The 22,939-nt window shown below is 59.3% G+C and carries 26 protein-coding genes; 16 read left to right on the top strand and 10 right to left on the bottom strand.

Annotated elements, in window-relative coordinates; translation table 11 throughout:
- Positions 1-51 precede the first annotated feature (51 nt).
- The 3 genes from ACYZT5_RS32705 (at position 52) to ACYZT5_RS32695 (ending at position 1,754) form a co-directional block, all read left to right on the top strand.
- Complete coding sequence (locus ACYZT5_RS32705) at positions 52-183, top strand: hypothetical protein (RefSeq protein WP_008156098.1); 132 nt, start codon at positions 52-54, stop codon at positions 181-183.
- Between the two features lie 76 nt (positions 184-259).
- On the top strand, positions 260-445 hold the full coding sequence (locus ACYZT5_RS32700; RefSeq protein ID WP_462029911.1) for a hypothetical protein: 186 nt from the start codon (positions 260-262) through the stop codon (positions 443-445).
- Positions 446-554: 109 nt separating this feature from the next.
- Entirely contained in the window at positions 555-1,754 is a 1,200-nt protein-coding gene (locus tag ACYZT5_RS32695) for an MFS transporter (protein WP_462048966.1), read from the top strand.
- Here ACYZT5_RS32695 and arfB read toward each other — a convergent pair.
- Both arfB and ACYZT5_RS32685 read right to left on the bottom strand, forming a co-directional pair.
- The gene (arfB, locus tag ACYZT5_RS32690; protein ID WP_008010994.1) at positions 1,751-2,164 is read right to left on the bottom strand and encodes an alternative ribosome rescue aminoacyl-tRNA hydrolase ArfB; all 414 of its coding nucleotides are present in this window, start codon (positions 2,162-2,164) and stop codon (positions 1,751-1,753) included. The genes ACYZT5_RS32695 and arfB overlap by 4 nt on opposite strands.
- Before the next feature lie 222 nt (positions 2,165-2,386).
- A complete protein-coding gene (locus ACYZT5_RS32685) occupies positions 2,387-3,799 on the bottom strand; it encodes an amino acid permease (protein WP_462048965.1) in 1,413 nt (470 codons plus the stop codon).
- Between the two features lie 811 nt (positions 3,800-4,610).
- Here ACYZT5_RS32685 and ACYZT5_RS32680 point away from each other — a divergent pair.
- Complete coding sequence (locus tag ACYZT5_RS32680) at positions 4,611-4,748, top strand: hypothetical protein (RefSeq protein ID WP_170219177.1); 138 nt, start codon at positions 4,611-4,613, stop codon at positions 4,746-4,748.
- 70 nt (positions 4,749-4,818) lie between these two features.
- Positions 4,819-5,784: a M29 family metallopeptidase gene (locus tag ACYZT5_RS32675; protein ID WP_462048964.1), complete on the top strand. Its 966-nt coding sequence runs from the start codon at positions 4,819-4,821 to the stop codon at positions 5,782-5,784.
- A gap of 172 nt (positions 5,785-5,956) precedes the next feature.
- Here ACYZT5_RS32675 and rluB read toward each other — a convergent pair whose 3' ends face one another.
- Complete coding sequence (gene rluB / locus ACYZT5_RS32670; RefSeq protein WP_462048963.1) at positions 5,957-7,225, bottom strand: 23S rRNA pseudouridine(2605) synthase RluB; 1,269 nt, start codon at positions 7,223-7,225, stop codon at positions 5,957-5,959.
- Between the two features lie 408 nt (positions 7,226-7,633).
- Between rluB and ACYZT5_RS32665 the strand changes: the two genes are divergently transcribed.
- The gene (locus tag ACYZT5_RS32665) at positions 7,634-8,995 is read left to right on the top strand and encodes an IS4 family transposase (protein WP_462047420.1); all 1,362 of its coding nucleotides are present in this window, start codon (positions 7,634-7,636) and stop codon (positions 8,993-8,995) included.
- Between the two features lie 28 nt (positions 8,996-9,023).
- On the opposite strand, the gene scpB is transcribed toward ACYZT5_RS32665, so the two are convergent.
- From scpB to ACYZT5_RS32645, 4 genes are all read right to left on the bottom strand, one after another.
- Positions 9,024-10,001, bottom strand: coding sequence for an SMC-Scp complex subunit ScpB (gene scpB / locus ACYZT5_RS32660; protein ID WP_462048962.1), 978 nt, complete (start codon positions 9,999-10,001; stop codon positions 9,024-9,026).
- Between the two features lie 11 nt (positions 10,002-10,012).
- Positions 10,013-10,711: a segregation and condensation protein A gene (locus ACYZT5_RS32655; RefSeq protein ID WP_282380816.1), complete on the bottom strand. Its 699-nt coding sequence runs from the start codon at positions 10,709-10,711 to the stop codon at positions 10,013-10,015.
- Positions 10,712-10,834: 123 nt separating this feature from the next.
- Positions 10,835-11,464, bottom strand: a complete 630-nt coding sequence (locus tag ACYZT5_RS32650) for an L-threonylcarbamoyladenylate synthase (RefSeq protein ID WP_031318536.1) — start codon at positions 11,462-11,464, stop codon at positions 10,835-10,837.
- 13 nt (positions 11,465-11,477) lie between these two features.
- On the bottom strand, positions 11,478-12,341 hold the full coding sequence (locus ACYZT5_RS32645; protein ID WP_149632172.1) for a PHP domain-containing protein: 864 nt from the start codon (positions 12,339-12,341) through the stop codon (positions 11,478-11,480).
- An 87-nt stretch (positions 12,342-12,428) separates the two neighbouring features.
- Between ACYZT5_RS32645 and ACYZT5_RS32640 the strand changes: the two genes are divergently transcribed.
- The 6 genes from ACYZT5_RS32640 to ACYZT5_RS32615 all read left to right on the top strand — a co-directional run bounded on the left by ACYZT5_RS32640 (position 12,429) and on the right by ACYZT5_RS32615 (position 16,640).
- A complete protein-coding gene (locus tag ACYZT5_RS32640) occupies positions 12,429-13,025 on the top strand; it encodes a septation protein A (RefSeq protein ID WP_462048961.1) in 597 nt (198 codons plus the stop codon).
- 1 nt (position 13,026) lies between these two features.
- A complete protein-coding gene (locus ACYZT5_RS32635) occupies positions 13,027-13,326 on the top strand; it encodes a YciI family protein (RefSeq protein WP_008156126.1) in 300 nt (99 codons plus the stop codon).
- Between the two features lie 110 nt (positions 13,327-13,436).
- The gene (locus ACYZT5_RS32630; protein ID WP_462048960.1) at positions 13,437-13,850 is read left to right on the top strand and encodes a translation initiation factor 2; all 414 of its coding nucleotides are present in this window, start codon (positions 13,437-13,439) and stop codon (positions 13,848-13,850) included.
- A gap of 7 nt (positions 13,851-13,857) precedes the next feature.
- On the top strand, positions 13,858-14,535 hold the full coding sequence (locus ACYZT5_RS32625; RefSeq protein ID WP_462048959.1) for a response regulator transcription factor: 678 nt from the start codon (positions 13,858-13,860) through the stop codon (positions 14,533-14,535).
- 125 nt (positions 14,536-14,660) lie between these two features.
- Positions 14,661-15,110: a Spy/CpxP family protein refolding chaperone gene (locus ACYZT5_RS32620; protein ID WP_462048958.1), complete on the top strand. Its 450-nt coding sequence runs from the start codon at positions 14,661-14,663 to the stop codon at positions 15,108-15,110.
- Between the two features lie 189 nt (positions 15,111-15,299).
- The gene (locus ACYZT5_RS32615; protein WP_462048957.1) at positions 15,300-16,640 is read left to right on the top strand and encodes a sensor histidine kinase; all 1,341 of its coding nucleotides are present in this window, start codon (positions 15,300-15,302) and stop codon (positions 16,638-16,640) included.
- A 116-nt stretch (positions 16,641-16,756) separates the two neighbouring features.
- On the opposite strand, the gene ACYZT5_RS32610 is transcribed toward ACYZT5_RS32615, so the two are convergent.
- Complete coding sequence (locus ACYZT5_RS32610) at positions 16,757-17,323, bottom strand: NAD(P)H nitroreductase (protein ID WP_462048956.1); 567 nt, start codon at positions 17,321-17,323, stop codon at positions 16,757-16,759.
- Positions 17,324-17,498: 175 nt separating this feature from the next.
- On the opposite strand from ACYZT5_RS32610, the gene ACYZT5_RS32605 reads away from it, so the two are divergent.
- Positions 17,499-18,953 carry a TrkH family potassium uptake protein gene (locus tag ACYZT5_RS32605; RefSeq protein ID WP_462048955.1) on the top strand — a complete coding sequence of 485 codons (1,455 nt, stop codon included), beginning with the start codon at positions 17,499-17,501 and terminating at the stop codon, positions 18,951-18,953.
- Here ACYZT5_RS32605 and ACYZT5_RS32600 read toward each other — a convergent pair.
- Positions 18,910-19,971 carry an AraC family transcriptional regulator gene (locus tag ACYZT5_RS32600; RefSeq protein ID WP_462048954.1) on the bottom strand — a complete coding sequence of 354 codons (1,062 nt, stop codon included), beginning with the start codon at positions 19,969-19,971 and terminating at the stop codon, positions 18,910-18,912. The genes ACYZT5_RS32605 and ACYZT5_RS32600 overlap by 44 nt on opposite strands.
- 160 nt (positions 19,972-20,131) lie before the next feature.
- Here ACYZT5_RS32600 and ACYZT5_RS32595 point away from each other — a divergent pair, with 160 nt between their 5' ends.
- Positions 20,132-20,443, top strand: a complete 312-nt coding sequence (locus tag ACYZT5_RS32595; RefSeq protein WP_462048953.1) for an Mpo1-like protein — start codon at positions 20,132-20,134, stop codon at positions 20,441-20,443.
- Positions 20,444-20,486: 43 nt separating this feature from the next.
- Positions 20,487-21,077: an HD domain-containing protein gene (locus ACYZT5_RS32590; protein ID WP_462048952.1), complete on the top strand. Its 591-nt coding sequence runs from the start codon at positions 20,487-20,489 to the stop codon at positions 21,075-21,077.
- Positions 21,078-21,216: 139 nt separating this feature from the next.
- Here the strand turns inward: ACYZT5_RS32590 and ACYZT5_RS32585 are convergent, their stop codons facing one another.
- Positions 21,217-22,032 carry a UDP-2,3-diacylglucosamine diphosphatase gene (locus ACYZT5_RS32585; RefSeq protein WP_462048951.1) on the bottom strand — a complete coding sequence of 272 codons (816 nt, stop codon included), beginning with the start codon at positions 22,030-22,032 and terminating at the stop codon, positions 21,217-21,219.
- Positions 22,033-22,168: 136 nt separating this feature from the next.
- On the opposite strand from ACYZT5_RS32585, the gene ACYZT5_RS32580 reads away from it, so the two are divergent.
- Entirely contained in the window at positions 22,169-22,933 is a 765-nt protein-coding gene (locus tag ACYZT5_RS32580) for a helix-turn-helix transcriptional regulator (RefSeq protein ID WP_462048950.1), read from the top strand.
- The last annotated feature ends 6 nt before the right edge of the window (positions 22,934-22,939 follow it).

Here is a 22,939-nt window from a genome sequence, read left to right as displayed (position 1 = left end):
TAAAAGCGCGGATCTACCAGATCTATCAACAGACTTTGCGAGGAGCGCGATATGCACGAGATCCCTAATCTCCCCTTCCCAAGCCTGCACGAAACTGAGCAGACGCCCACGCAACAAGCCGGAGCCCAACAGCCCGAGCCGAAAGAAGCCACTGAACGCCGCAAGGCCGACAGCGAAGACTGAAACACCTGCAATGCCAGACCGTGTGGAAAGCGCTAACATGCGCTTTCCACACCGCCTGAACCCCGAGTTCCACACCATGACCGATGAATTCAGCGAGACCCAAGCCAGCGTCCTGATCGGCACTGCCGAGAAGATGATCGAGATCTGGAATCGCCTGTCCCCCGAGAAACAAGCTGCGTTGCTCGCCCGTTTCGGCAGCGAAGAAAACGCCCTGGCCGCCTTGGTCACGACGCAACTGGTTGCCCCCGCCAAACCCGAATAACCCCGCCCGGCAAATAGTTTTACTTTTCCACGCCCCACGGCCGCTCGCGCCGCTCGCGCCGCTATCATAAGCAACCTATCTATCCTGCTTCCCCGTGGACCTTTTACCCATGTCTGAAAACCAGCGCCCCTTGGCGGTCACGCTGCAAGTCGTTTCCATCGTCCTGTTCACCTTCATCGGCTACCTGAATATCGGCATTCCCCTGGCCGTGTTGCCGGGCTACGTCCACAGCGATCTGGGCTTCGGTGCGGTGATCGCTGGTCTGGTGATCAGCGTGCAATACCTGGCCACCCTGCTCAGCCGTCCGTATGCCGGGAAAATCATCGACAACAAGGGCAGCAAACTCGCGGTGATGTACGGCCTCGCCGGTTGCGGTTTGAGCGGAGTGTTCATGCTGATTTCGGCCTGGACCCAGAGCCTGCCGACCTTGAGTCTGATCAGTCTGCTGATCGGCCGTCTGGTGCTCGGCAGCGCGGAAAGCCTGGTGGGCTCCGGCTCGATCGGCTGGGGCATCGGCCGGGTCGGCGCGGCGAACACTGCCAAGGTCATTTCCTGGAACGGCATCGCCAGTTATGGCGCCATCGCCATCGGTGCACCGTTGGGTGTGCTGCTGGTTAGTCAGCTGGGCTTGTGGAGCATGGGCGTGAGCATCGTGCTGCTGGCCGTCCTCGGCCTGGTGCTAGCCTGGCCGAAAACCGCCGCGCCGATCGTTGTCGGTGAACGCTTGCCGTTCATGCATGTGCTGGGGCGAGTGCTGCCACATGGTTGCGGTCTGGCGCTGGGCTCGATCGGCTTCGGCACCATCGCCACCTTCATCACCCTCTATTACGCCACTCAGCATTGGTCCAATGCGGTCCTTTGCTTGAGCCTGTTCGGTGCCAGTTTCATTGGTGCGCGGCTGCTGTTCGGCAACCTGATCAACCGCCTCGGCGGCTTTCGCGTGGCGATTGCCTGCCTGTCGGTGGAAACCCTCGGCTTGCTGCTGCTATGGCTGGCACCAGATGCTCATTGGGCACTGGCCGGTGCGGCGCTGAGCGGGTTCGGCTTCTCGCTGGTGTTCCCCGCGCTGGGTGTGGAAGCAGTCAACCTGGTGCCAGCCTCCAGCCGTGGTGCCGCGGTCGGGGCCTATTCGTTGTTCATCGACTTGTCGCTGGGGATCACCGGGCCGGTGGCGGGTGCGGTTGCGGCAGGCTTTGGCTTTGCCTCGATCTTCCTGTTCGCTGCACTCGCCGCTTTAAGCGGGCTGATGCTTAGCGTTTATCTGTACCGGCAAGCGCCAAAGTATCGCGAAGAAAGAGACGCGCGTTAGAAGTCGACCTTACCGCGTCCGGCCTTGATGCTGCCGCGTTTGGTCTTTGATTCCAGCCGACGCTTCTTCGAACCGAGGGTCGGTTTGGTCGGGCGACGTTTCTTTTCGACCTTGGTGGCACTGAGGATCAACTCGGTCAGCCGTTCCAGCGCATCGGCACGGTTGGCTTCCTGCGTGCGATATTGCTGGGCCTTGATGATCAACACCCCTTCGCTGGTGATGCGACTGTCACGCAACGCCAGCAACCGTTCCTTGTAGAACTCAGGCAAGGACGAGGCCGGAATATCGAAGCGCAGGTGCACGGCACTGGAGACCTTGTTGACGTTCTGCCCCCCCGCGCCCTGGGCACGAATGGCGGTCAACTCGATTTCGGCATCCGGCAGATGCACGTTGTTGGAAATCACCAGCATGGAAAAGCGTCCGTATTCAGAACGCGCAGGATACCGCGAATAGACTGCAGGAATGCGGCCCCTGTGGGAGCGTGGCTTGCCCGCGATGAACGATGACGCGGTATGCCTGATGAACCGCAGCGCCTGAATCGCGGGCAAGCCCCGCTCCCACAGGGGATTTGTGTAAATCCCGAAAATAACAAACCCGGCACATGGCCGGGTTTGTTGTGTCTGCGCGCTGAATTATTTCACTGCAGCCTGCAACGCGTGCTGGGCGCTGCGCTTGTTCTTGATGCCGTAACAAATCCACATGAACGCCACCCACACCGGAATCGCATACACCGAGATCTGGATACCCGGAATCAGCAGCATTACGCCGAGAATGAACACCACGAACGCCAGGCAGATGTAGTTCCCGTACGGGTACCACAGCGCCTTGAACAGTGGCGTTTGCTGGGTCTTGTCCATGTGCTGGCGGAACTTGAAGTGCGAGAAGCTGATCATCGCCCAGTTGATCACCAGAGTGGCCACCACCAGCGACATCAACAGTTCCAGCGCGTTTTGCGGGATCAGGTAGTTCAGCAGCACCGCGATCAGCGTCACCGCCGCCGAAGCAAGGATCGAACGCACCGGCACGCCGCGCTTGTCGATCTTCGACAAGGCTTTCGGCGCATCGCCCTGCTCGGCCATGCCCAGCAGCATGCGGCTGTTGCAGTAGGTGCCGCTGTTGTACACCGACAGCGCCGCGGTCAGGACCACAAAGTTGAGGATGTGCGCGGCGGTGTTGCTGCCGAGCATCGAGAACACCTGGACAAACGGGCTGCCGCTGTAGGAATCACCCGACGCGTTCAGGGTAGCCAACAGAGCGTCCCATGGCGTCAGCGACAGCAGGATAACCAGCGCACCGATATAGAAAATCAGGATCCGGTAGATCACTTGGTTAATGGCTTTCGGGATCACGGTTTTCGGCTTGTCGGCTTCCGCTGCAGTAAAACCGAGCATTTCCAGGCCGCCAAAGGAGAACATGATGATCGCCATGGCCATCACCAGACCGCTGACGCCATTCGGGAAGAAGCCGCCGTGGGCCCAGAGGTTGGTCACCGACGCTTGCGGGCCGCCGTGGCCGCTGACCAGCAGGTAGCTGCCCAGCGCGATCATGCCGACGATGGCCACGACCTTGATGATCGCGAACCAGAACTCGGCCTCACCGAAGACTTTCACGTTGGCCAGGTTGATCAGGTTGATCAGAACGAAAAAGCCGGCTGCCGATACCCAGGTCGGGATGTCCGGCGCCCAATAGTGGATGTATTTGCCGACCGCGGTCAGCTCCGACATGCCCACCAGAATGTACAGAATCCAGCAGTTCCAGCCCGACAGGAAACCGGCGAAACCACCCCAGTACTTATGGGCGAAGTGGCTGAAGGAACCGGCCACCGGCTCTTCGACGATCATTTCGCCGAGCTGGCGCATGATCATGAAAGCAATGAAGCCGCAGATGGCGTAGCCGAGGATCATCGACGGACCGGCGGATTTCAGGACGCCGGCCGAGCCGAGGAACAGCCCGGTACCGATCGCGCCACCGAGGGCGATCAGTTGAATATGGCGATTTTTCAGGCCGCGTTTCAGCTCGCCTGAATGCGAGTTTTGTCCACTCATGAAAAGGGTCTCACGTTCAGCGTATTTACAACGGTCATGCGTCACCTGTTTGTTTTTATCTGTGACGAAATCGAACCCGACACGCTCGTGACGCGGCGGAGTGAACAAGGCGGATAGCCTTGAGGTTTACGCAGATGCGCAGGAGGTCACAGTTAAAACGCGGCGCATTGTACACCTGTAACCCCCTGCTGCCAGACACCGCTGGATCAACGTGTCGTTTGCCGGGACTGCCTGTGTTCGCCTCGAGGGTCTCGAGCGGCTGCAAAAAATTGAGTCAGACCTTTGCAGGTCTTTGACGGGAGCGACGGAAAAATCGCCCCATGGGGAGGGATGGAGATGAGTCACGGCGTTCATTGCGCCTCCTTCTTGTTATGCACCTGCACGACAGGCATGAGGCGCATCTCACCCTTCAAGCGCGTCTGAAACAAGCGGGCCAGAGCCCTGCGAATGAGTTGATTGGCTATGGGGCGGAAGGTTTTCCTTACATTCGTTCCATAATCGTCAAACCAAGGGGTTTGAGGCTTGATTTCGTCAGCATTTCTTTACATGCCGTAACGTAAATTTTCCGAATCAGATCTGGCTGTAGGCTGACTGCAAATTGACGGTAGGACGTTTCCTTAAGAAAAGGCCGAGTTAGTTTTTTGTTTTTTATTAACAAAATGCTTCTTATAAAACAGAATAAAAAGTTCAAATAAATCTTATTTAATTATTTTTTTGCATTTCAAAAACCTCTGAACTAGGTTTCAGCGACTTGCCAAGCAGCATCGATTGGCAAGTTGTTCTTACTCAAAAGTCATCAAGGAGATTCACCATGCAAGCACTGGACAAAGACTTGGAAACTGAACTGCAGCTGGACGATTGGTTTGAAGCACCGACCCATGAAGCCGCCGTTGAAATGATGCAAGCCGACGCGGTTGTTCCGTTCGGCACGGCGATGTGGCCTTTGTAAGAAAGGCCCGGCAGGCATGATCCGGCCGGTTGTGCCTGCCACTTTTTCTCGGTTTGTCAGGGAGGACTACATGGATAAGCAACGCGCCATCTCGCATTTCCTTTACTACCTCGAACACCACCCTGCCCTTGCCGGAATCAACCCGGCGAAGGTTTTACTCGGCCACACGGCTGATTACGCGGCACACACCTGCGCCATCGCCGAACAGGCCGGTGACAGCCAGCGTTTCGGTTTCAGCACGATGCGACTGGATCTGGAACCCACGCAAGTGCTGGCCCAGGCGATAGCCGACAGCGATCTGTATATTTTCTTCTACGACTCTTCCACCCTGCCCAACCCACGCCCCGACGGCCCGGAATTTGTCCGCGCGCTGCAAGGCGTGATGGCCGAGAACTGGAAGAAGTCGCTGCTGTTCAAGGATTACGGCGATTACTTCTACGACACGTTCAGTGTCACCCCGCAGCGCATTGCCGGGTTGAATAGCCACTTGATCCAGCGCATGTCTCACGCCACCACGCTAAGTTTCAAAGATGATCATGGTTCATGGTTCGAAACACCGTTGAGCAGCATCAAGAAGTGGACCGACATTAACGGTGTCGGCAACTTCGACCTGGCGCCCGGTGAAATTGCCACGCACAGCGAAGCCATTAACGGGCGGGTCAAGTTCATGGGGACTTTTCTCAGCACTATTCCCTTTGCCCGCAAATACGGGGTGCTGGAGTCACCGCTGGAACTGTGGATCGAGAACTCGACCATCAGCAAAATCGCCACCGATGTGCCGGGGCTGGAACATGACTTCAACAAGTACCTGGAGGCCAACCCATCCAATCGGCGCATTGAGGAGTTGGGGATCGGCACCAATGAAGGCGTGAAGGCGCTGTATGCGCGCAATGCCGGGTTCGAGGAGCGCCATTGCGGTCTGCATCTTGGGCTGGGCGGTGGTGCGAAGGGAAGCCATCATCTGGACCTGATCTTTTCCAGTGGGGTGTTGGCGCTGGATGATGAGCCGGTGTTTGATGGGCGGTTTGTGTTCTAAACGATCGTTCCCACGCTCTGCGTGGGAACGCAGCCCGGGACGCTCCGCGTCCCTTCCGAAGCGGACGCGGAGCGTCCATTGATGCATTCCCACGCAGAGCGTGGGAACGATCAGCCAGACAAAAAAAAACGCCAACCCGAGGGTTGGCGTTTTTTTATGCGGCGCTTACCAATTACTCAGGCTTGCGACGACCGAAGCCCGGGCGCTGGCCCGAACCGGCTGGCGCACCACGGCGCTTGCCCGATGGCGCGTCCTTGTCGACCAGAACGATGCCTGGACGTTTCTTCGGCGCTGGCTTGGCCGGTCGCTTGGTATCAGAAGGACGGTCTGCCACTGGCGTACCGCGACCGGCTGGAGCACCGCGATCGCTACGACCGCCGCTTGGAGCACCGCGACCTTCGCCACGCTCAGTGCGACCGTTGGCCGGACGCGGCGTGCGTGGACCGCGCTCGCCATCCGCACGTGGGGCGGCGGGTTTGCGGGACGGACGATCGCCTTCGATCTGCGGCTCACGTGCTGGACGTGGGCCGGCAGCCGGAGCGCCAGCCGCCGGACGCAGCGTGCGCACACGCTCGGTCTTGCCGACCGGGCGGGACGATTTACGCTGCATACGCTCAAGCTTGTCTTTGCTCTTGGCGTTCATTTGCGGCATGGCCACTGGGGTCAGGCCGACTTCAGCACTCAGAATATCGACTTCGTACTGGCTCATTTCGCGCCAGCGACCCATCGGCAGGTCGGAGTTGAGGAACACCGGACCGAAACGCACGCGCTTCAGACGGCTGACCACCAGGCCCTGGGATTCCCACAGACGACGGACTTCGCGGTTGCGACCTTCCATCACCACGCAGTGGTACCAGTGGTTGAAACCTTCGCCACCTGGAGCTTGCTTGATGTCGGTGAACTTGGCCGGGCCGTCTTCGAGGACGACGCCTGCTTTCAGACGCTCGATCATCTCGTCATCGACTTCGCCACGGACACGCACCGCGTATTCACGGTCCATTTCGTAGGAAGGGTGCATCAGGCGGTTGGCCAGCTCACCGTCGGTGGTGAACATCAGCAAACCAGTGGTGTTGATGTCCAGACGACCGATGTTGATCCAGCGGCCTTCTTTCGGGCGCGGCATCTTGTCGAACACGGTCGGACGGCCTTCAGGGTCGTCACGGGTGCAGATTTCACCGTCGGGTTTGTTGTACATGATCACGCGGCGTACCGACTCGGCGGCTTCTTCGCGCTTGATCACCTTGCCATCAATGGTGATGGCGTCATGCAGGTCGACACGCAGGCCAAGGGTGGCGTCTTTGCCGTTGACCTTGATGCGGCCGTGGCTGATCCAGGCTTCTACGTCACGGCGCGAGCCGACGCCGATACGGGCGAGGACTTTCTGCAGTTTTTCGCCTGCTGGGCCGATTTCCTGGTCGTCTTTCTGGTCGTTGATACTCATCTGGGCACCTCCCGGTGTGGTCTGTTCAGGCCTGGCCTGAAGCGATATGAAACTGGGTACTTGGGCAAAGGGATCGCCGAAGGGTCGCGAATCATACGCTCATGGGAACGTTCGCGCATCAGAGACTAGCTGATCAATCGAGACTTACTTATTTTTCCGCCGACCGGTGGCACCCAGTTTGATCAGCCTGAGCGACGCTTCGGCGAGGACCGAGCTCATTTTTTCATTCCGCTCGTTCCCACGCTCCGCGTGGAAATGCATCCCGTGACGCTCTGCGTCACAGCGGACGCGGAGCGTCCGTGGCGGCATTCCCACGCAGAGCGCTCATCGTTCTACATAACTCTGTTTTCAAGTATTTTTGAAACTCGAAGAAATGGAGAACGAAGATTGAATTGGGCACAGGACGAAATGAAAACCGCCGACTTGGGTGATGGCCGTTTAAATGCCAGGCTCGCCAGCTTTTTAGGACGCCTAGCCGATCATCCCGGCAACAGCATCCCGACCGCTTGTCGAGGGCTGGCAGAAACCACGGCGGCTTATCGATTTCTTGATAATGAGAAAGTCACGTTCCAGAAGGTGTTGCGGCCCCATCAGGACGCGACCCTGCAACGGATGCAAAGCAGTCCCGTGGTGCTGTTGGCGCAAGACACGACCGAGATGGACAAATGGGTCAATCTCGGTCCCAAAGGGATGGGCACGATCAAGGCGCAGAAGAAGTTTTCTCGACGTCTGCACCCAACCATTGCCTTTACCCCCGAACGTATTTGTCTGGGCGTCGTCGATGCTCAGTGGTGGAGCCGCGATAAACCGAGCCCCCGCCATGAGCGCCGAGATAAAGGGATTGATGAGAAAGAGAGTCAGCGCTGGATTGACAGTTATCAAACCAGTTGCGCGATTCAGGGGCAGCTACCGCAGACCCTGGTGGTCAACCTCGCCGATGCTGAGGGCGATCTGTACGAATGGTTTGTTGATCATCAAGAGTTCAGTCCAGACACCCGGGCCCAATGGATCGTGCGGGCGGCTCAAGACAGGCGCTTGCTGGGGGCTGACAACGGGAAGTTGTGGTCGGCACTGGATCAGGCACCGTCCTTGGGAACACTCAAGGTTGAAGTCAAAGCTCGTCCCCAGCGCCCCGCCCGACTGGCTGATGTCACCTTGCGCGCGGCAACCGTGACCCTGCGTGCCCCCGACAGGCCGGGTTATAAATTGCCCAGCGTCTCGATCAATGCTGTGTTGGCCCGTGAAGAAAACGCCATAGACGGTGTTGAACCTCTGGAGTGGCTGCTGCTGACCAGTCTGCCGGTCACTAGCCTGGAGCAGGCGAGCACCGTGGTTGAGTGGTACGGGGTACGCTGGTCTATCGAAGTGTTTTTCAATGTGCTGAAGAATGGTTGTCAGGTCAGTCGATTGCAGCTGGAGACCGAGGAACGGTTGTTGCCCTGCATTGGTTTGTACCTGATCACGACCTGGCGTGTGCTGTACAGCCTGATGCTGGGACGTGCTTGTCCCGATCTAAGCTGCGAGATGGTGTTTGAGGCTTCGGAGTGGAAAGCAGCCTATATCGTGGTCAAACGGTGCCAACCGCCCACTGCGCCCCCTTCTTTAGGAGAAATGGTTTTACTGGTCACGAGCCTGGGAGGCTACTTGGGGCGTAAAAATGACGGACCTCCCGGCCCCAAGGCCATGTGGATAGGGATGCAACGAATACGTGAGTTTGTTATCGCATTAGACGCCCAGCGTGCGCTCATCGAGAGTTGTGTAGAACGATGAGCGCAGAGCGTGGGAACGATCAGTCAGGTTAATCGTCTTCGAATTCGCGGCGTTCGGCCTCGATCGCTTCGGCGAGGGCCTTGGCTTCGGCTTCTTCGTCGGTCAACTCGGGCTCGGGTTTCTGCTGTTCTAGCGCAGCGACGGCGGCCAGGAGTTTTTCGCGAGCTTCGGCGACGCCAAGCACATCGTCTTCCTGCTCTTCTTCGACCGTGGCTTCGGGCTCTACCTGAAGTTCAACTTCGATTTCAGGCTCAGGCTGATCCAGGCCTTCTTCTGTCTGAGTCACCGCTTCATCGCGCATCAGATCGTCAAAGTCGGTCTTGAGCCCCTCCTCCATGGTGTCCAGTTCCAGCAACAGGGTGTGGAAACTGGTTTCTTCCTTCGGCTCTTCCAGCTCGGCACTGGCGTCGGCCAACTCTTGCAGACCGGCAGGCACCGGCGCGTCGTCGAAATCGAGCACCGGATCAGGTTCAAGCTCGCGCAATTCAGCCAGCGGCGGCAAATCGTCGAGGTTTTTCAGGTTGAAATAATCAAGAAACGCCTTGGTGGTCGCAAACATCGCCGGCTTACCGGGCACGTCGCGGTAACCGACGATGCGAATCCACTCGCGCTCCAGCAAGGTTTTGACGATGTGACTGTTAACCGCCACGCCCCGCACGTCTTCAATTTCGCCCCGGGTGATCGGCTGGCGATAGGCGATCAGGGCCATGGTTTCGAGCATGGCGCGGGAATAACGCTGCGGGCGCTCTTCCCACAATCGTCCCACCCACGGCGAGAACTTTTCGCGGATCTGCAAGCGATACCCGGAGGCCACTTCCTTCAGCTCGAAGGCGCGGCCGTCGCAGGACTTGGCGAGAATCGACAGGGCTTTCTTGAAGACTGGCGGCTCTGGCCGCTCGCCCTCTTCGAAGAGTTCGAACAGGCGTTCAAGCGATTGCGGTTTTCCCGAGGCCAACAGAAAGGCTTCAAGCAGTGGCGCCAGCTCACGGGGTTCAGTCAGGTTCATGATTCAACTCGTTATTCGGCTCGGGCCCGGACATGGATCGCCGCGAACGGCTCATTCTGCACCAGCTCGACCAAGGATTCCTTGACCAGTTCGAGAATCGCCATAAAGGTCACCACCACCCCCAGACGCCCTTCTTCAGCGGTGAACAGCTCGACAAACGGCACGAAACCACCGCCCTTGAGCCGTTCCAGCACATCGCTCATGCGTTCGCGCGTGGACAGCGCCTCGCGGCTGACCTGGTGGCTTTCGAACATGTCGCCACGGCGCAGCACCTCTGCCATGGACAGCAGCAACTCTGACAGACGCACGTCCGGCAACAACTTGCGCGCCAGGGCTTGCGGGGCATCCAGCTTGGGCACCACCACATCGCGACCGACACGGCTCAGGCCATCGATGCCTTCGGCAGCGGCCTTGAAGCGTTCGTACTCTTGCAAGCGGCGGATCAGTTCGGCGCGAGGGTCGTCTTCTTCGGCCTCGATCGTTTCGGCACGCGGCAGCAACATCCGCGATTTGATCTCGGCCAGCATCGCGGCCATGACCAGGTACTCGGCGGCCAACTCCAGGCGCACCGACTGCATCAACTCGACATAGCCCATGTATTGCCGGGTGATTTCCGCCACCGGGATGTCGAGAATGTTGATGTTCTGTTTGCGGATCAGGTACAGCAGCAGGTCGAGGGGGCCTTCGAACGCTTCAAGGAAGACTTCCAATGCGTCCGGCGGAATGTACAGGTCCAGCGGCATTTCCATGACCGCCTGGCCATAGACCATGGCGAAGGGCAGCTCTTGCTGGGCTCCGGCCTGACTGTCGACAACGGGTTCTACTGCAGACATCTACGCCTCGGCCATGAACGGCGTAGGGTCGCCGCAACCGACACGGATCACTTCTGGCTCGCCGTCGGCGAGGTTGATCACGGTGGACGCCTTGATCCCGCCGAAACCGCCGTCGATGATCAGGTCAACCTGATGCTCGAGCAATTGACGCATTTCGTAAGGATCGGTCAACGGATCGGTGTCACCGGGCATGATCAGCGTCACGCTCATCAGCGGTTCGCCGAGTTCCTCCAGCAGCGCCAGGGCAATCGGATGGCTCGGCACGCGCAGGCCGATGGTGCGTTTTTTCGGATGCAACAACAGTCGCGGGACTTCGCGGGTGGCGTTGAGAATGAAGGTGTAAGGCCCCGGCAGGTGAGCTTTAAGCAGGCGGAAGGTGCCGGTGTCGATCTTGGCAAAGAGCCCCAATTGCGACAAGTCGCTGCAAATCAGCGCGAAGTTGTGCTTTTCGTCCAGCTGTCTCAACCGGCGCACACGCTCCACGGCATTCTTGTCACCGATCTGGCAACCAATGGCGTAGGAAGAGTCTGTGGGATAAATCACCACCCCGCCGTTGCGGATGATCTCGACAGCCTGTTTGATCAGGCGCGCTTGCGGGTTTTCCGGATGAATCTGGAAAAATTGACTCACATTCTCTACCTGTTCAGACGGCGGCAATAATTGGGTCATGTTTGAATCGACACCACAGTGGCGGCAGATCCTCCGGAAGCGGGCGGTATTCGCCGATCTCGGACCAGCCTCCAGGGCCATGAAAATCACTGCCGGCGCTGACCAGCAGACCGAATTCGCGGGCTAGAATTGCCAGGCTGCCCACTTGCTCGGCGGGCTGATGGCCATTGACCACTTCGATAGCGTGGCCCCCTGCTTGAATATAGTCGGCAATCAGGCGACGACGTTTGCTGCGAGTGAAATCGTAGTGCCACGGATGCGCCAGGCTGACCCAGGCCTTCGCGGCTCGCAGGGTTTCGACGGTGTCTTCCAGGGTCGGCCAGTGTTGCTTGACGTCCCCCAGTTTGCCGGCACCCAGCCATTTGCGGAACGCTTCGGCGCGATCCTTGACGAAACCTTCACGCACCATCCAGTCAGCGAAATGCGGGCGGGCCGGCGCGTTGCCGCTGTCGCCCAGTTCCTGCTGGATGGCCCGGGCACCTTCCAGCGCTCCTGGCATGCCTTTGAGCGCTAACTTGCGGCTAATTTCTTCGGACCGTAGCCAGCGGCCGTCGTGCAATCTTGCGATGGCCTCGACCAACGGCGCGGCGTTGACGTCGAAACCATAGCCCAACACGTGAATGGTCGCGCCGCCCCAGGTACAGGACAATTCGACGCCGTTGACCAGTTGCATCCCCAGCGCAGTCGCCGCGCTGCGGGCCTCATCGAGGCCCTCGAGGGTGTCGTGATCGGTCAAGGCCAGGACTCGCACGCCTTTCTCGAACGCTCGCGCAACCAGAACCGCAGGCGCCAGGGCGCCATCGGAGGCCGTGCTATGGCAGTGCAAATCAACATTCACGGGGATGTGTTACCTCAAATCAGCTGGCGCTATCGCGCGCCCATATGTTTGTTATTATGCCGCCACATCCTGCTTCTGGCTGCCACTGTGAAACAATTCATCGATTTCATCCCGCTTCTGCTGTTTTTCATCGTCTTCAAACTCGACCCACGGGTCGTCGACATCGCCGGTCATCAACTGACTGTAGGCGGTATTTACAGCGCCACCGCCATGCTGATCATCAGCTCCCTGGTGGTTTACGGCACGCTGTTCATCAAGCAGCGCAAGCTGGAGAAGAGCCAGTGGCTGACCCTCATCGCCTGCCTGGTCTTTGGTAGCCTGACCCTGGCGTTCCACAGCGAAACCTTCCTGAAATGGAAAGCCCCGGTAGTCAACTGGCTGTTCGCCCTGGCTTTCATCGGCAGCCACTTCATCGGTGACCAACTGCTGATCAAGCGCATCATGGGCCACGCGCTGACCCTGCCGGACCTGGTCTGGACTCGCCTGAACATCGCCTGGATCGGGTTTTTCCTGTTTTGCGGTGCCGCCAACCTGTTCGTCGCGTTCACGTTCCAGAGCTACTGGGTCGACTTCAAGGTCTTCGGCAGCCTGGGCATGACGTTGCTGTTCCTGGTCGGCCAGGGCATTTATTTGTCCCGCCACCTGCACGACGCCGATACCACAACGCCAAAAACCGAGGACTGACATGCTATACGCAATCATTGCCACAGACGTCGCCAACTCCCTGGAAGCCCGCCTGGCCGCACGGCCTGCACACCTTGAGCGTCTGCAAGTGCTCAAAGGCGAAGGTCGCATCGTTTTGGCCGGCCCACACCCGGCGGTCGACAGCAATGATCCGGGTGCTGCGGGTTTCACCGGCAGCCTGATCGTCGCCGAATTCGATTCCCTGAGCGCCGCACAGGCCTGGGCCGACGCTGATCCGTATATCGCCGCAGGCGTCTACGCCAACGTTTCGGTCAAGCCGTTCAAGCAAGTCCTGCCGTAATTTCCCCTGGCGCGATGAACCTTGTCGGTTCATCGCGCTCTCAATCGCTCATTATTCTCGTTTGCCTGCCGACAACTTGCCCAATACTCGTATTGGAATCAGGAGTGGCGATGCGCAAAGGTCCGTTGTGTCTGATGTTGGTGACGTTGTCGATTGTGGCCCCTGCTCACGGTGAAGAAAGCGCCGAGGGCGGTAATTCCACACCGCTGTCCCTGAGCGCCGGCAGCCAGATCACCGAGTTGCAACAGCGCTTGAAGGTAAGCGAGCAGCAACGAGAAGAACTGAGCAAACAACTGAAAAGTGCCGATGGCGAACGCGAAAGCGTTCAGCTGAGCCGGTTACGCCAGGAGAACCAGCGACTGAAGCTGCAACTCAAGGAAGCCCAGGCCAGCAGCCCGCTGCCGCGCTTGCTGACGGATCAGCAGCAGTGGTTCGTCATCGGGGCCGGAGTAGCGCTATTGGCGCTGCTCTGCGGTATCTTCGCCAGTGGTGCCACTAGAAAACGTAGGCAATGGCTAAATTGAGTGAGTCATGAGCGAGCTGTTATTAATTGATGATGACCAGGAGCTGTGTGAGCTCCTGAGCAGTTGGCTGAGCCAGGAAGGCTTTCACGTCCGTGCCTGCCACGACGGTCAGAGTGCACGCCGTGCGCTGGCCGAAACCTCCCCGGCCGCCGTCGTGCTGGACGTGATGCTGCCTGACGGCAGCGGCCTGGAGCTGCTCAAGCAATTGCGCAGCGATCACCCGGATTTGCCGGTGCTGATGCTCTCGGCCCGCGGCGAGCCGCTGGACCGCATCCTCGGCCTGGAACTTGGCGCCGACGATTACCTGGCCAAACCGTGCGATCCACGGGAACTGACAGCCCGCCTGCGCGCCGTGTTGCGCCGCAGTCATCCGGCGGCGGTGTCCAGCCAGATGGAACTGGGCGACCTGTGTTTCAGCCCGGTACGTGGCGTCGTCAGCATCGATGAACAGGAGTTCACTCTCACCGTTTCCGAAAGCCGTTTGCTCGAAGCCCTGCTCAAGCAACCCGGCGAGCCGCTGGACAAACAGGAACTCGCGCAAATCGCCCTCGGCCGCAAGCTGACGCTGTACGACCGCAGCCTGGACATGCACGTCAGCAACCTGCGCAAAAAGATCGGCCCGCACCCCGACGGTCGCCCGCGCATCGTGGCCCTGCGCAGCCGCGGCTACTACTACAGCCTGTAAGTTTTGTCAGGTCGGCGAGAAATCGTCTTTACCCAAGCTTTACGCTCCGCTGACCGCCGCTGACCTTGATCTCCGTAATCTGCACACATCCGGAACGTACCGGGAACGAGACAAGGAGATTCACCATGCGCAAGACTCTTATCGCTCTGATGTTCGCTGCCGCCCTGCCAACCGTTGCCATGGCCATGCCTGAAGGTGCCGGCCCGATGGGTGGCCCGATGGACGGCTCACGCCATGGCGGTCAGATGCACGGCATGCACGGCAAAGGCCCGTACAGCCAGCTGGACCTGAGCCGCGAACAGCGCGAGCAGATCCGCAAGATCATGGGCGAGCAGATGCACGAGCGTAAGCAAGTGGTCGACAAGTACCTGGAAAAACTTTCGCCAGCCGACCAGAAGGCCATGAAAGATGAAATGGCGGCCAACCACAAGAAAGCTGAAGCCGACGTGCGTGCCCTGCTGAAACCGGATCAACAGAAGCAATTCGACGAGATCCAGAAAAAACAGGCTGAGCGTCGCGTCGAATGGGCCGAGTTCAAGGCCTGGAAAGCGCAACAACCGCAAAAAGCGCAATAATGCGTTAACCCCGGACCCGACGGCTAACACCGTTGGGTCTGTCTCCACTCAGTTCATTGTGGGAGCGAGCCTGCTCGCGATGGCGTCCTTTCAGTCACGTTGATGTTGAATGTGCCGACGCTATCGCGAGCAGGTCGAATCGTCGCACCGTCGCTCCCACATTAATCTGTGTTTGTTTGAGGATTTTCTGTGCGCTCATTGTTCTGGCGTATCCTGGCCAGCTTCTGGCTGGCTATCGCTCTGGTTGCAGGGCTCTCCCTTCTGCTCGGGCACATGCTCAACCAGGACGCGTGGATTCTCAGTCGCCACCCGGGCCTCAACACCCTGGCCGAACAGTGGACGCAAACCTACGAGTCTCAGGGTGAAGAAGCGGCCCAGGACATTCTGGAACAGCGCAAGCGCCAGTATCACATCGACGTTCAAGTGCTCAACGAGAGCGGCGATCCGGTGGTGCGCGGCACCTTCCCACGCCGCGCGGCGGCCTTCGAAGCGCGGCAGAACAACGACGACCGTCGTCTGCCATGGCGTCGTCTGACTGATGAATTCACCAGCGCAAAAACCGGCGACACCTACCTGCTGATCTACCGCATCCCGCACCCGGAGCTGGACGCGTGGCACCGCGAAAGCCTGCTCTGGCCGTTGAGTGCGCTGGGCATTGCGCTGGTGGTGCTGACCTTGTTCAGTCTATTTGTCACGCTGTCGATCACCCGCCCGCTCAGCCGCTTGCGCGGCGCGGTGCATGACCTCGGACAAACCACCTACCAACAAAACAGCCTGGTAAAACTGGCCAACCGCCGCGATGAATTCGGCGTGCTGGCCAACGACTTCAACCGCATGGGCGCGCGCCTGCAAAGTTTGATCGGCAGTCAGCGGCAGTTGCTGCGGGATGTGTCCCACGAATTGCGCTCCCCCCTCGCCCGGCTGCGCATTGCGCTGGCACTGGCCGAACGGGCCAACCCTGAAGAACGAGAAAAACTCTGGCCACGCCTTACTCGTGAGTGCGACAGACTGGAAGCGCTGATCAGCGAAATCCTGGTACTGGCACGGGTCGATGCCGACAACGCCAGCGCCGAAGAAGTTGATCTCAATGCACTGCTCAACACCCTGCAAAAGGATGCTCAATTGGGTTCGCCCGAGCAGAACGTATGCCTTGAGGCCGAGCCGCAGCTGAACCTTAAGGGCTGGCCGACGATGATCGAACGCGCCGTGGACAACTTGCTGCGCAATGCCCAGCGGTTCAACCCGGTGGGGCAATCAATTGAAATGCAGGCGGTGCGTCAGGGTGAGCGCATTGTGGTCAGCGTGCGTGACCATGGACCGGGTGTAGAGGCTGCACATTTGAGCCAGTTGGGGGAGCCGTTCTATCGGGCGCCGGGGCAGACGGCGGCTGGGCATGGTTTGGGGTTGGCCATTGCGCGTCGTGCGGCGGAACGGCATGGCGGGAGCCTGGTGCTGGCGAATCATCCGCAAGGTGGGTTCATCGCCAGCCTTGAATTACCGTTGGTGCCTGGGGCTGTTGTACAACTTTGATCGTTCCCACGCTCCGCGTGGGAATGCAGCCCGTGACGCTCCGCGTCACAGTGGACGCGGAGCGTCCGTTGAGGCATTCCCACGCAGAGCGTGGGAACGATCCTTAACAGCCCGTTTCAGGCTTTACCGGGCCAGGCGCTGACGAATTCAGTGAGGTCTACCTTCTCCGCCACCCGCGGTTCCTTCTGCGGCGTACCCAGATAAAGAAACGCAATCACCTCTTCCCCTTCCGCAAGCCCCAACCCCTTGGCCACATGCGCCGAATACGCCAGCTCACCCGTGCGCCACACCGCGCCAATACCCTGCGCATAAGCCGCCAGCAAAATCCCGTGAGCCGCGCAACCCGCCGCCAGCAGTTGTTCGGACTTCGGATATTTGACGTGATCCTGCAACCGCGCGATCACCACAACCACCAGCGGCGCACGCAACGGGCCATTACGCGCCTTGTCCAGCGCGGCCTCGGACACTTCACTGTCTTGCAGCTTCGCCGCTTCGGCCAGCAACTCGCCCATTTGCTCACGCGCCGCACCTTCGACTGTCAGGAAGCGCCAAGGCTGCAAGTGACCATGGTCTGGCGCTCGCATCGCGGCGGCAAACAGCACTTCACGCTGTTCTGCGGTGGGGGCCGGTTCAATCAGTCGTGGAACGGAAACACGGTTGAGCAAAGCGTCGAGAGCCTGCATCGGCCACCTCCTGAAAAAAATGTGAAGCTATTCTAGGGCCTGCCATCAATTATTGCCTGCGCCGCCCAGGCAATAATTGATGGCAGGCCCTGCAACCACCTCGGGAGTGCCGGTTTACATAGCAGGCCCCGCAGGTAGAATGGCGCCCTTCCCTATTTCAGCCCGAGCGGACCTCATGGCGTTGCCGACCTTACGGACTATTGGTTTCATCATCGGCATCTTCCTGATCACGCTGGCCATCGCCATGGTCGTGCCCATGGCCACACTGGTGATTTTCGACCGCACCAGCGACCTGCCGTCGTTCCTCTGGGCGAGCATGATTACCTTTGTCGCCGGCCTCGCGCTGATCATCCCCGGTCGCCCCGAACACGTACACCTGCGTCCGCGAGACATGTACCTGCTGACCGTCAGCAGCTGGATGGTGGTGTGCATCTTCGCTGCGTTGCCGTTCCTGCTGACCCAGCACATCAGCTACACCGACTCGTTCTTCGAAAGCATGTCCGGCATCACCGCCACCGGGTCGACGGTGCTCACGGGCCTGGACACCATGTCCCCTGGCATCCTGATGTGGCGTTCGTTGTTGCACTGGATCGGCGGCATCGGCTTTATCGGCATGGCGGTAGCGATTCTGCCACTGCTGCGCATCGGTGGCATGCGGCTGTTTCAGACCGAGTCGTCGGACCGTTCCGAAAAAGTCATGCCCCGTTCGCACATGGTGGCGCGTTTGATCGTTGCGGCTTACGTCGGTATCACCATTTTCGGCAGCCTGGCGTTCTGGTGGGCCGGGATGAGCCTGTTCGATGCAATCAACCACGCGATGTCGGCGATTTCCACCGGCGGTTTCTCAACGTCCGACCAGTCTCTGGCCAAGTGGACGCAGCCGGCAGTGCATTGGGTGGCGATCGTCATCATGATCCTCGGCAGTCTGCCGTTCACCCTGTATGTAGCGACCTTGCGCGGGAACCGCAGGGCCCTTATCAAGGATCAGCAGGTTCAAGGTTTGCTTGGCATGCTGCTGGTGACCTGGCTGGTACTCGGCACCTGGTATTGGTGGACCACCCAGCTGCATTGGCTGGAAGCCCTGCGGCATGTGGCGCTGAACGTGACCTCGGTGGTCACGACCACAGGATTTGCGCTGGGCGACTACAGCCTCTGGGGCAATTTCTCGCTGATGCTGTTCTTCTATCTGGGTTTTATCGGCGGCTGTTCGGGCTCGACCGCTGGCGGGATCAAGATTTTTCGCTTCCAGGTTGCCTACATACTGCTCAAGGCCAACCTTAACCAATTGATTCACCCGCGCGCGGTGATCAAACAGAAGTACAACGGTCACCGTCTCGACGAAGAGATCGTGCGTTCGATTCTGACGTTTTCATTCTTCTTCGCCATCACCATCTGTGTGATCGCGCTGCTGTTGTCGCTGCTCGGCGTGGACTGGATGACCGCTCTTACCGGCGCGGCCAGCACGGTGTCTGGCGTCGGTCCCGGACTGGGCGAGACCATTGGCCCGGCGGGCAACTTCGCCACCCTGCCGGACGCCGCCAAGTGGATTCTCTCGTTCGGCATGCTGCTGGGCCGACTCGAGATCATTACGGTGTTTGTTCTGTGTATTCCGGCGTTCTGGCGTCACTGACAAGAGCAGGCGCTTCCATCAGTTTCAACCGGTATTCGCCGGGGGTGGCATCGAACCAGCGGCGGAAAGCACGGAAGAAGTTGCTCGGATCGGCGAACCCCAGCAGATAGGCAATTTCCAGCAGGGTCATAGTCGGCTGCGCCAGGTATTGCTCGGCCAGTTCACGCCGGGTGTCGTCGAGCAACGTCTGAAAACTCGTGCCTTCTTCCTGCAAGCGTCGCTGCAAGGTGCGTTGCGACAGGTGCAGCGTCTGCGCCACAGTATCGCGCTTGGGTTCGCCTTGGGGCAGCAAACGGCACAGCACCTGTCGCGCCTTGTGGGTCACGCGACTCTCGGAAAACCGCGCCAGGTATTCACCGGCAAACCGGTCATGCAACAGCGCCATCGCCTCGTTGGCGGTAGGCAGCGGTGCCTCCATGTCAGCGCGCTCGAAGATCAAGGCGTCATAAGGCGCGTTGAACACCAAAGGCGCATGAAAGGCTTGTTTATAGGGTTCGAGATCGACGGGCTGGTCGCCCTGCACCAGCACCTTGCGCGGTTGCAGAGTGCGCCCGGTCAACCAGCCGCACAGCGCCAGGGCACAGGCCAGTGACGCTTCGGCGCTCTGCCGGGTCGGTGGCAGGTGGTCGCCGTGGACTGTCAGAATCAGCGCATAACCCTCATCCAACAGCCGAAAACTCAGGTCGGCACTTTCGGCAATGATCCGCTGATAACGCACCAGACGCTGAAAGCCTTCGGCCAGGGTCTGGCTGGACATCAAGGCGTAGCCAGCCACATGGAAGGAGGCCGGTCGCACCACCTTGCCCATGTTTAGGCCGATCGCCGGGTTGCCGGACAGCTCAACCGCGCGCTGCCACAGTCGTGTCATGGAATCTTGCGGGAAGCGAGCATCCGGATCATCCAGCGCCGCGTAGTCGAGCCCCAGCTGCTTGAACAGAAGCCGGCAATCCAGCCCCTCCATCTCCAGTGCTTTGACAATCCCCATCGCCCAGCTTGCAGAAGTCGTTCGTTCGCTCATGTCGTCCACTTACATGATGAGCCGCATGCTACGGCCGATTTCCGAAGGATACTAAAGTGGCGCCTATTGTCACTGGCTTATGCAAATGATCTCTCTAGACTCAAATAGGCTACCCGCAGAACAACGTGCAGTCAGAACAATAACCACAGAGATCGCGGTCGTGGAAAACATCAAGCGTTTCAACAGCTTCGCTGAGTTCTACCCGTATTACCTCAGCGAACACAGCAACAGTACCTGCCGACAATTGCACTTTATCGGCACGACGCTGGTTATTTTCATTCTGGCCCTGACCATCGGCATAGGCGCCTGGTTGCTGTTGTTGGCGCTACCGCTAGCGGGTTACAGCTTCGCCTGGGCCGGACATTTCTTCTTCGAGAAGAATCGTCCTGCGACCTTTCAACATCCGTTTTACAGCCTGCTCGGCGATTTCGTCATGTACCGAGACATGATTCTGGGCCGCGTGCCGTTCTAGGCGCAGCCGCTATTTAGAGAGATAAGCAAAGAGAGATCAGCCGATGAATGCCAACGCCCGTTTCACCCACATGCAGGACGGCACGCAGGAAGACTGGGCGATTATCGCCGCAGACTTCAGTGCCTACGCGCGACAATTGCCGACACGGATTGTGGCGCACCTGAAATTACTGGAGGGTGATTTTGGCGGTTTCCCGGTAGATCGTCTGACCCATTCCCTGCAAACCGCCAGCCGTGCCTGGCGCGATGGCCGCGATGAAGAATACGTGGTCTGCGCGCTGCTTCATGACATTGGCGACACACTGGGTTCCTACAACCACCCGGACATCGCCGCAGCGATCCTCAAGCCGTTCGTCAGCGCCGAGAACCTGTGGATGGTCGAGCAACACGGGATTTTCCAGGGCTACTACTTCTTCCATCATTTGGGCATGGACCGGCATCTGCGCGAGCAATTCAGCGGGCATCCGCAGTATCAGCCGACCATTGAGTTTTGCGCCAAATACGATGCGGCGGCGTTTGATCCGGCGTATGACACACTGCCGCTGAGCTTCTTTGAACCGATGATGGAACGGTTGTTTGCGCAGCCGAAGCATTCGATTTACAAAGCGGCGATGGAAGAACATTCGCCAGCCTGATCTTTTTTTGGGACCGCTGGGCGGTCCATCGCGGGCAAGCCCGCTCCCACAGGGTCTCTGGCGTTCACAAATCTTGTGCTCACCTCGCTCACTGTGGGAGCGGGCTTGCCCGCGATGGGGCCGGCCAATACACCTGATTTTAAGCAGGCTCCGCGACTTTAATGGCTTTCAACTCCGCCTCACGCGCCTGGGCATCCGCCAATCGATACAACTCGATCGACCCGTCCCAATGCTCGATCAGCGCTGTGCACGACTCCACCCAATCCCCGCAATTAAGGTAATCCACCCCGCCGACCTTGCGAATTTCGGCATGGTGAATGTGCCCGCACACCACGCCGTGCAACTCGCGTTTGACGCATTCGTGAGCGATAGCTTCTTCGAAATCGCTGATGAAGCTGACCGCGGTTTTGACCTTGTGCTTGAGGTAGGCAGACAACGACCAGTAACCGTAGCCATAACGGGCGCGCCAATGGTTGAGCCAGCGGTTGAGGGTCAGGGTGAATTCGTAGGCCGAATCGCCGAGAAAGGCCAGCCAGCGGTGATACCGCGTGATCACATCGAACTGGTCGCCATGAATGACCAGCAGATGGCGGCCATCGGCGGTCACGTGCACGGCTTCATCCACCAATTGGATATTGCCCAGAATCAGCTTCGAATAGCGGCGCAGGAATTCGTCGTGGTTGCCGGTGACGTAGATCACCTCGGTGCCGCGCTTGCTCATGGTCAGCAAGCGACGGATCACATTCGTGTGCGCCTGAGGCCAGTACATGCCGCTTCGCAGCTTCCAGCCGTCGATGATGTCGCCGACCAGGTAGATCTTGTCCGCGTGGTAGCCCTTGAGAAACTTCGACAAGTGTTCGGCCTGGCAATCCCGGGTGCCCAGATGCACGTCGGAAATCCACAAGGTCCGCACACGTTGCTTACGACTGGGTTTGGCGAGCTCGGCGCTGGTCATGGGCAACCCTCTGCAAAAGTTTTTGCAACTTTGCGCCGGTCGGGTTAATTGCCCATGACAGTGGCGAGTCAGTCCTGTGACAGCGCCCCACGATTGCCCTCGGTGTAGACTGGCAGCCAAGCCCTGGAGACCTGCGATGAGACCGATCCTCACGCTACGCCAATACACTCATGACCTGATCGTCCACAGCCACGACCACGCGCAGCTGGTGTTCGGGCTGTCGGGTGCGCTGGATTTCGAGGTCGACGGGCGTGGCAGTCAGGTGGTTCAGCAGAGTTTCGTGGTGGTGCCGTCCGGTTTCCATCACGCCTGCGGTAGCGCCAATGGCAGCCGTTGCCTGGTGCTGGATGTGCCCAGCGACCAATGGGTCTCTCAGTCCCTTGGTGATCACGCCGAGGCCAGCCGTCGTTTGCTCGACAACGCCGGTCGCCTGCCGCTGGATGCCGGGCAAAGCCAATTGGTCAGTTGGTTGGCGGGCAGTCAGGTCAGCGATCCATTGATCGCGCAACAAGGCGCGGTGTTGCTGCTGGCCAGCCTCAACAACGCCAAACCCGAGATCGTCGGCGGTCGGCGCCTGCCTTATGCGGCGCTGAATGCGCACATCGATCAGTACGCAGCCTATCCACTTCAAGTCGCCGATCTGGCGCGCATCGCCGGTCTGTCCAGCGCTCGGTTGCATGCGCGGTTCGTTGCTGAATGCGGGCAGACGCCGATGGATTACATCCGCAGTCGACGTTTGCACATGGCCGTGGGCTTGTTGCGGGATTCCGCGCTGCCGATCGGCGAGATTGCCAGTCGGGTCGGTTACAGTTCGCAGAGCGCTTTCGCGGCAGCGGTATTGCGGGAGTTCGGTGTCTCACCCGGCAAATTGCGGCGCGAGGTTGGCGACAAAAGGCAATAGTTTGCC

It is taken from the genome of Pseudomonas sp. LB3P14, from assembly GCF_054898045.1.
This window is presented reverse-complemented; position numbering and strand designations above follow the sequence as displayed.

Coding starts and splice junctions, on each gene's coding strand:
- ACYZT5_RS32620 (WP_462048958.1), top strand. CDS start 14,661: ATGCGCAAGACTCTTATCGCTCTGATGTTCGCTGCCGCCCTGCCAACC.
- ACYZT5_RS32705 (WP_008156098.1), top strand. CDS start 52: ATGCACGAGATCCCTAATCTCCCCTTCCCAAGCCTGCACGAAACTGAG.
- ACYZT5_RS32585 (WP_462048951.1), bottom strand. CDS start 22,032: ATGACCAGCGCCGAGCTCGCCAAACCCAGTCGTAAGCAACGTGTGCGG.
- ACYZT5_RS32675 (WP_462048964.1), top strand. CDS start 4,819: ATGGATAAGCAACGCGCCATCTCGCATTTCCTTTACTACCTCGAACAC.
- ACYZT5_RS32580 (WP_462048950.1), top strand. CDS start 22,169: ATGAGACCGATCCTCACGCTACGCCAATACACTCATGACCTGATCGTC.
- ACYZT5_RS32680 (WP_170219177.1), top strand. CDS start 4,611: ATGCAAGCACTGGACAAAGACTTGGAAACTGAACTGCAGCTGGACGAT.
- ACYZT5_RS32635 (WP_008156126.1), top strand. CDS start 13,027: ATGCTATACGCAATCATTGCCACAGACGTCGCCAACTCCCTGGAAGCC.
- ACYZT5_RS32600 (WP_462048954.1), bottom strand. CDS start 19,971: ATGAGCGAACGAACGACTTCTGCAAGCTGGGCGATGGGGATTGTCAAA.
- ACYZT5_RS32625 (WP_462048959.1), top strand. CDS start 13,858: ATGAGCGAGCTGTTATTAATTGATGATGACCAGGAGCTGTGTGAGCTC.
- ACYZT5_RS32685 (WP_462048965.1), bottom strand. CDS start 3,799: ATGAGTGGACAAAACTCGCATTCAGGCGAGCTGAAACGCGGCCTGAAA.
- ACYZT5_RS32700 (WP_462029911.1), top strand. CDS start 260: ATGACCGATGAATTCAGCGAGACCCAAGCCAGCGTCCTGATCGGCACT.
- ACYZT5_RS32590 (WP_462048952.1), top strand. CDS start 20,487: ATGAATGCCAACGCCCGTTTCACCCACATGCAGGACGGCACGCAGGAA.
- ACYZT5_RS32630 (WP_462048960.1), top strand. CDS start 13,437: ATGCGCAAAGGTCCGTTGTGTCTGATGTTGGTGACGTTGTCGATTGTG.
- ACYZT5_RS32610 (WP_462048956.1), bottom strand. CDS start 17,323: ATGCAGGCTCTCGACGCTTTGCTCAACCGTGTTTCCGTTCCACGACTG.
- ACYZT5_RS32605 (WP_462048955.1), top strand. CDS start 17,499: ATGGCGTTGCCGACCTTACGGACTATTGGTTTCATCATCGGCATCTTC.
- ACYZT5_RS32695 (WP_462048966.1), top strand. CDS start 555: ATGTCTGAAAACCAGCGCCCCTTGGCGGTCACGCTGCAAGTCGTTTCC.
- ACYZT5_RS32665 (WP_462047420.1), top strand. CDS start 7,634: ATGAAAACCGCCGACTTGGGTGATGGCCGTTTAAATGCCAGGCTCGCC.
- arfB (WP_008010994.1), bottom strand. CDS start 2,164: ATGCTGGTGATTTCCAACAACGTGCATCTGCCGGATGCCGAAATCGAG.
- rluB (WP_462048963.1), bottom strand. CDS start 7,225: ATGAGTATCAACGACCAGAAAGACGACCAGGAAATCGGCCCAGCAGGC.
- scpB (WP_462048962.1), bottom strand. CDS start 10,001: ATGAACCTGACTGAACCCCGTGAGCTGGCGCCACTGCTTGAAGCCTTT.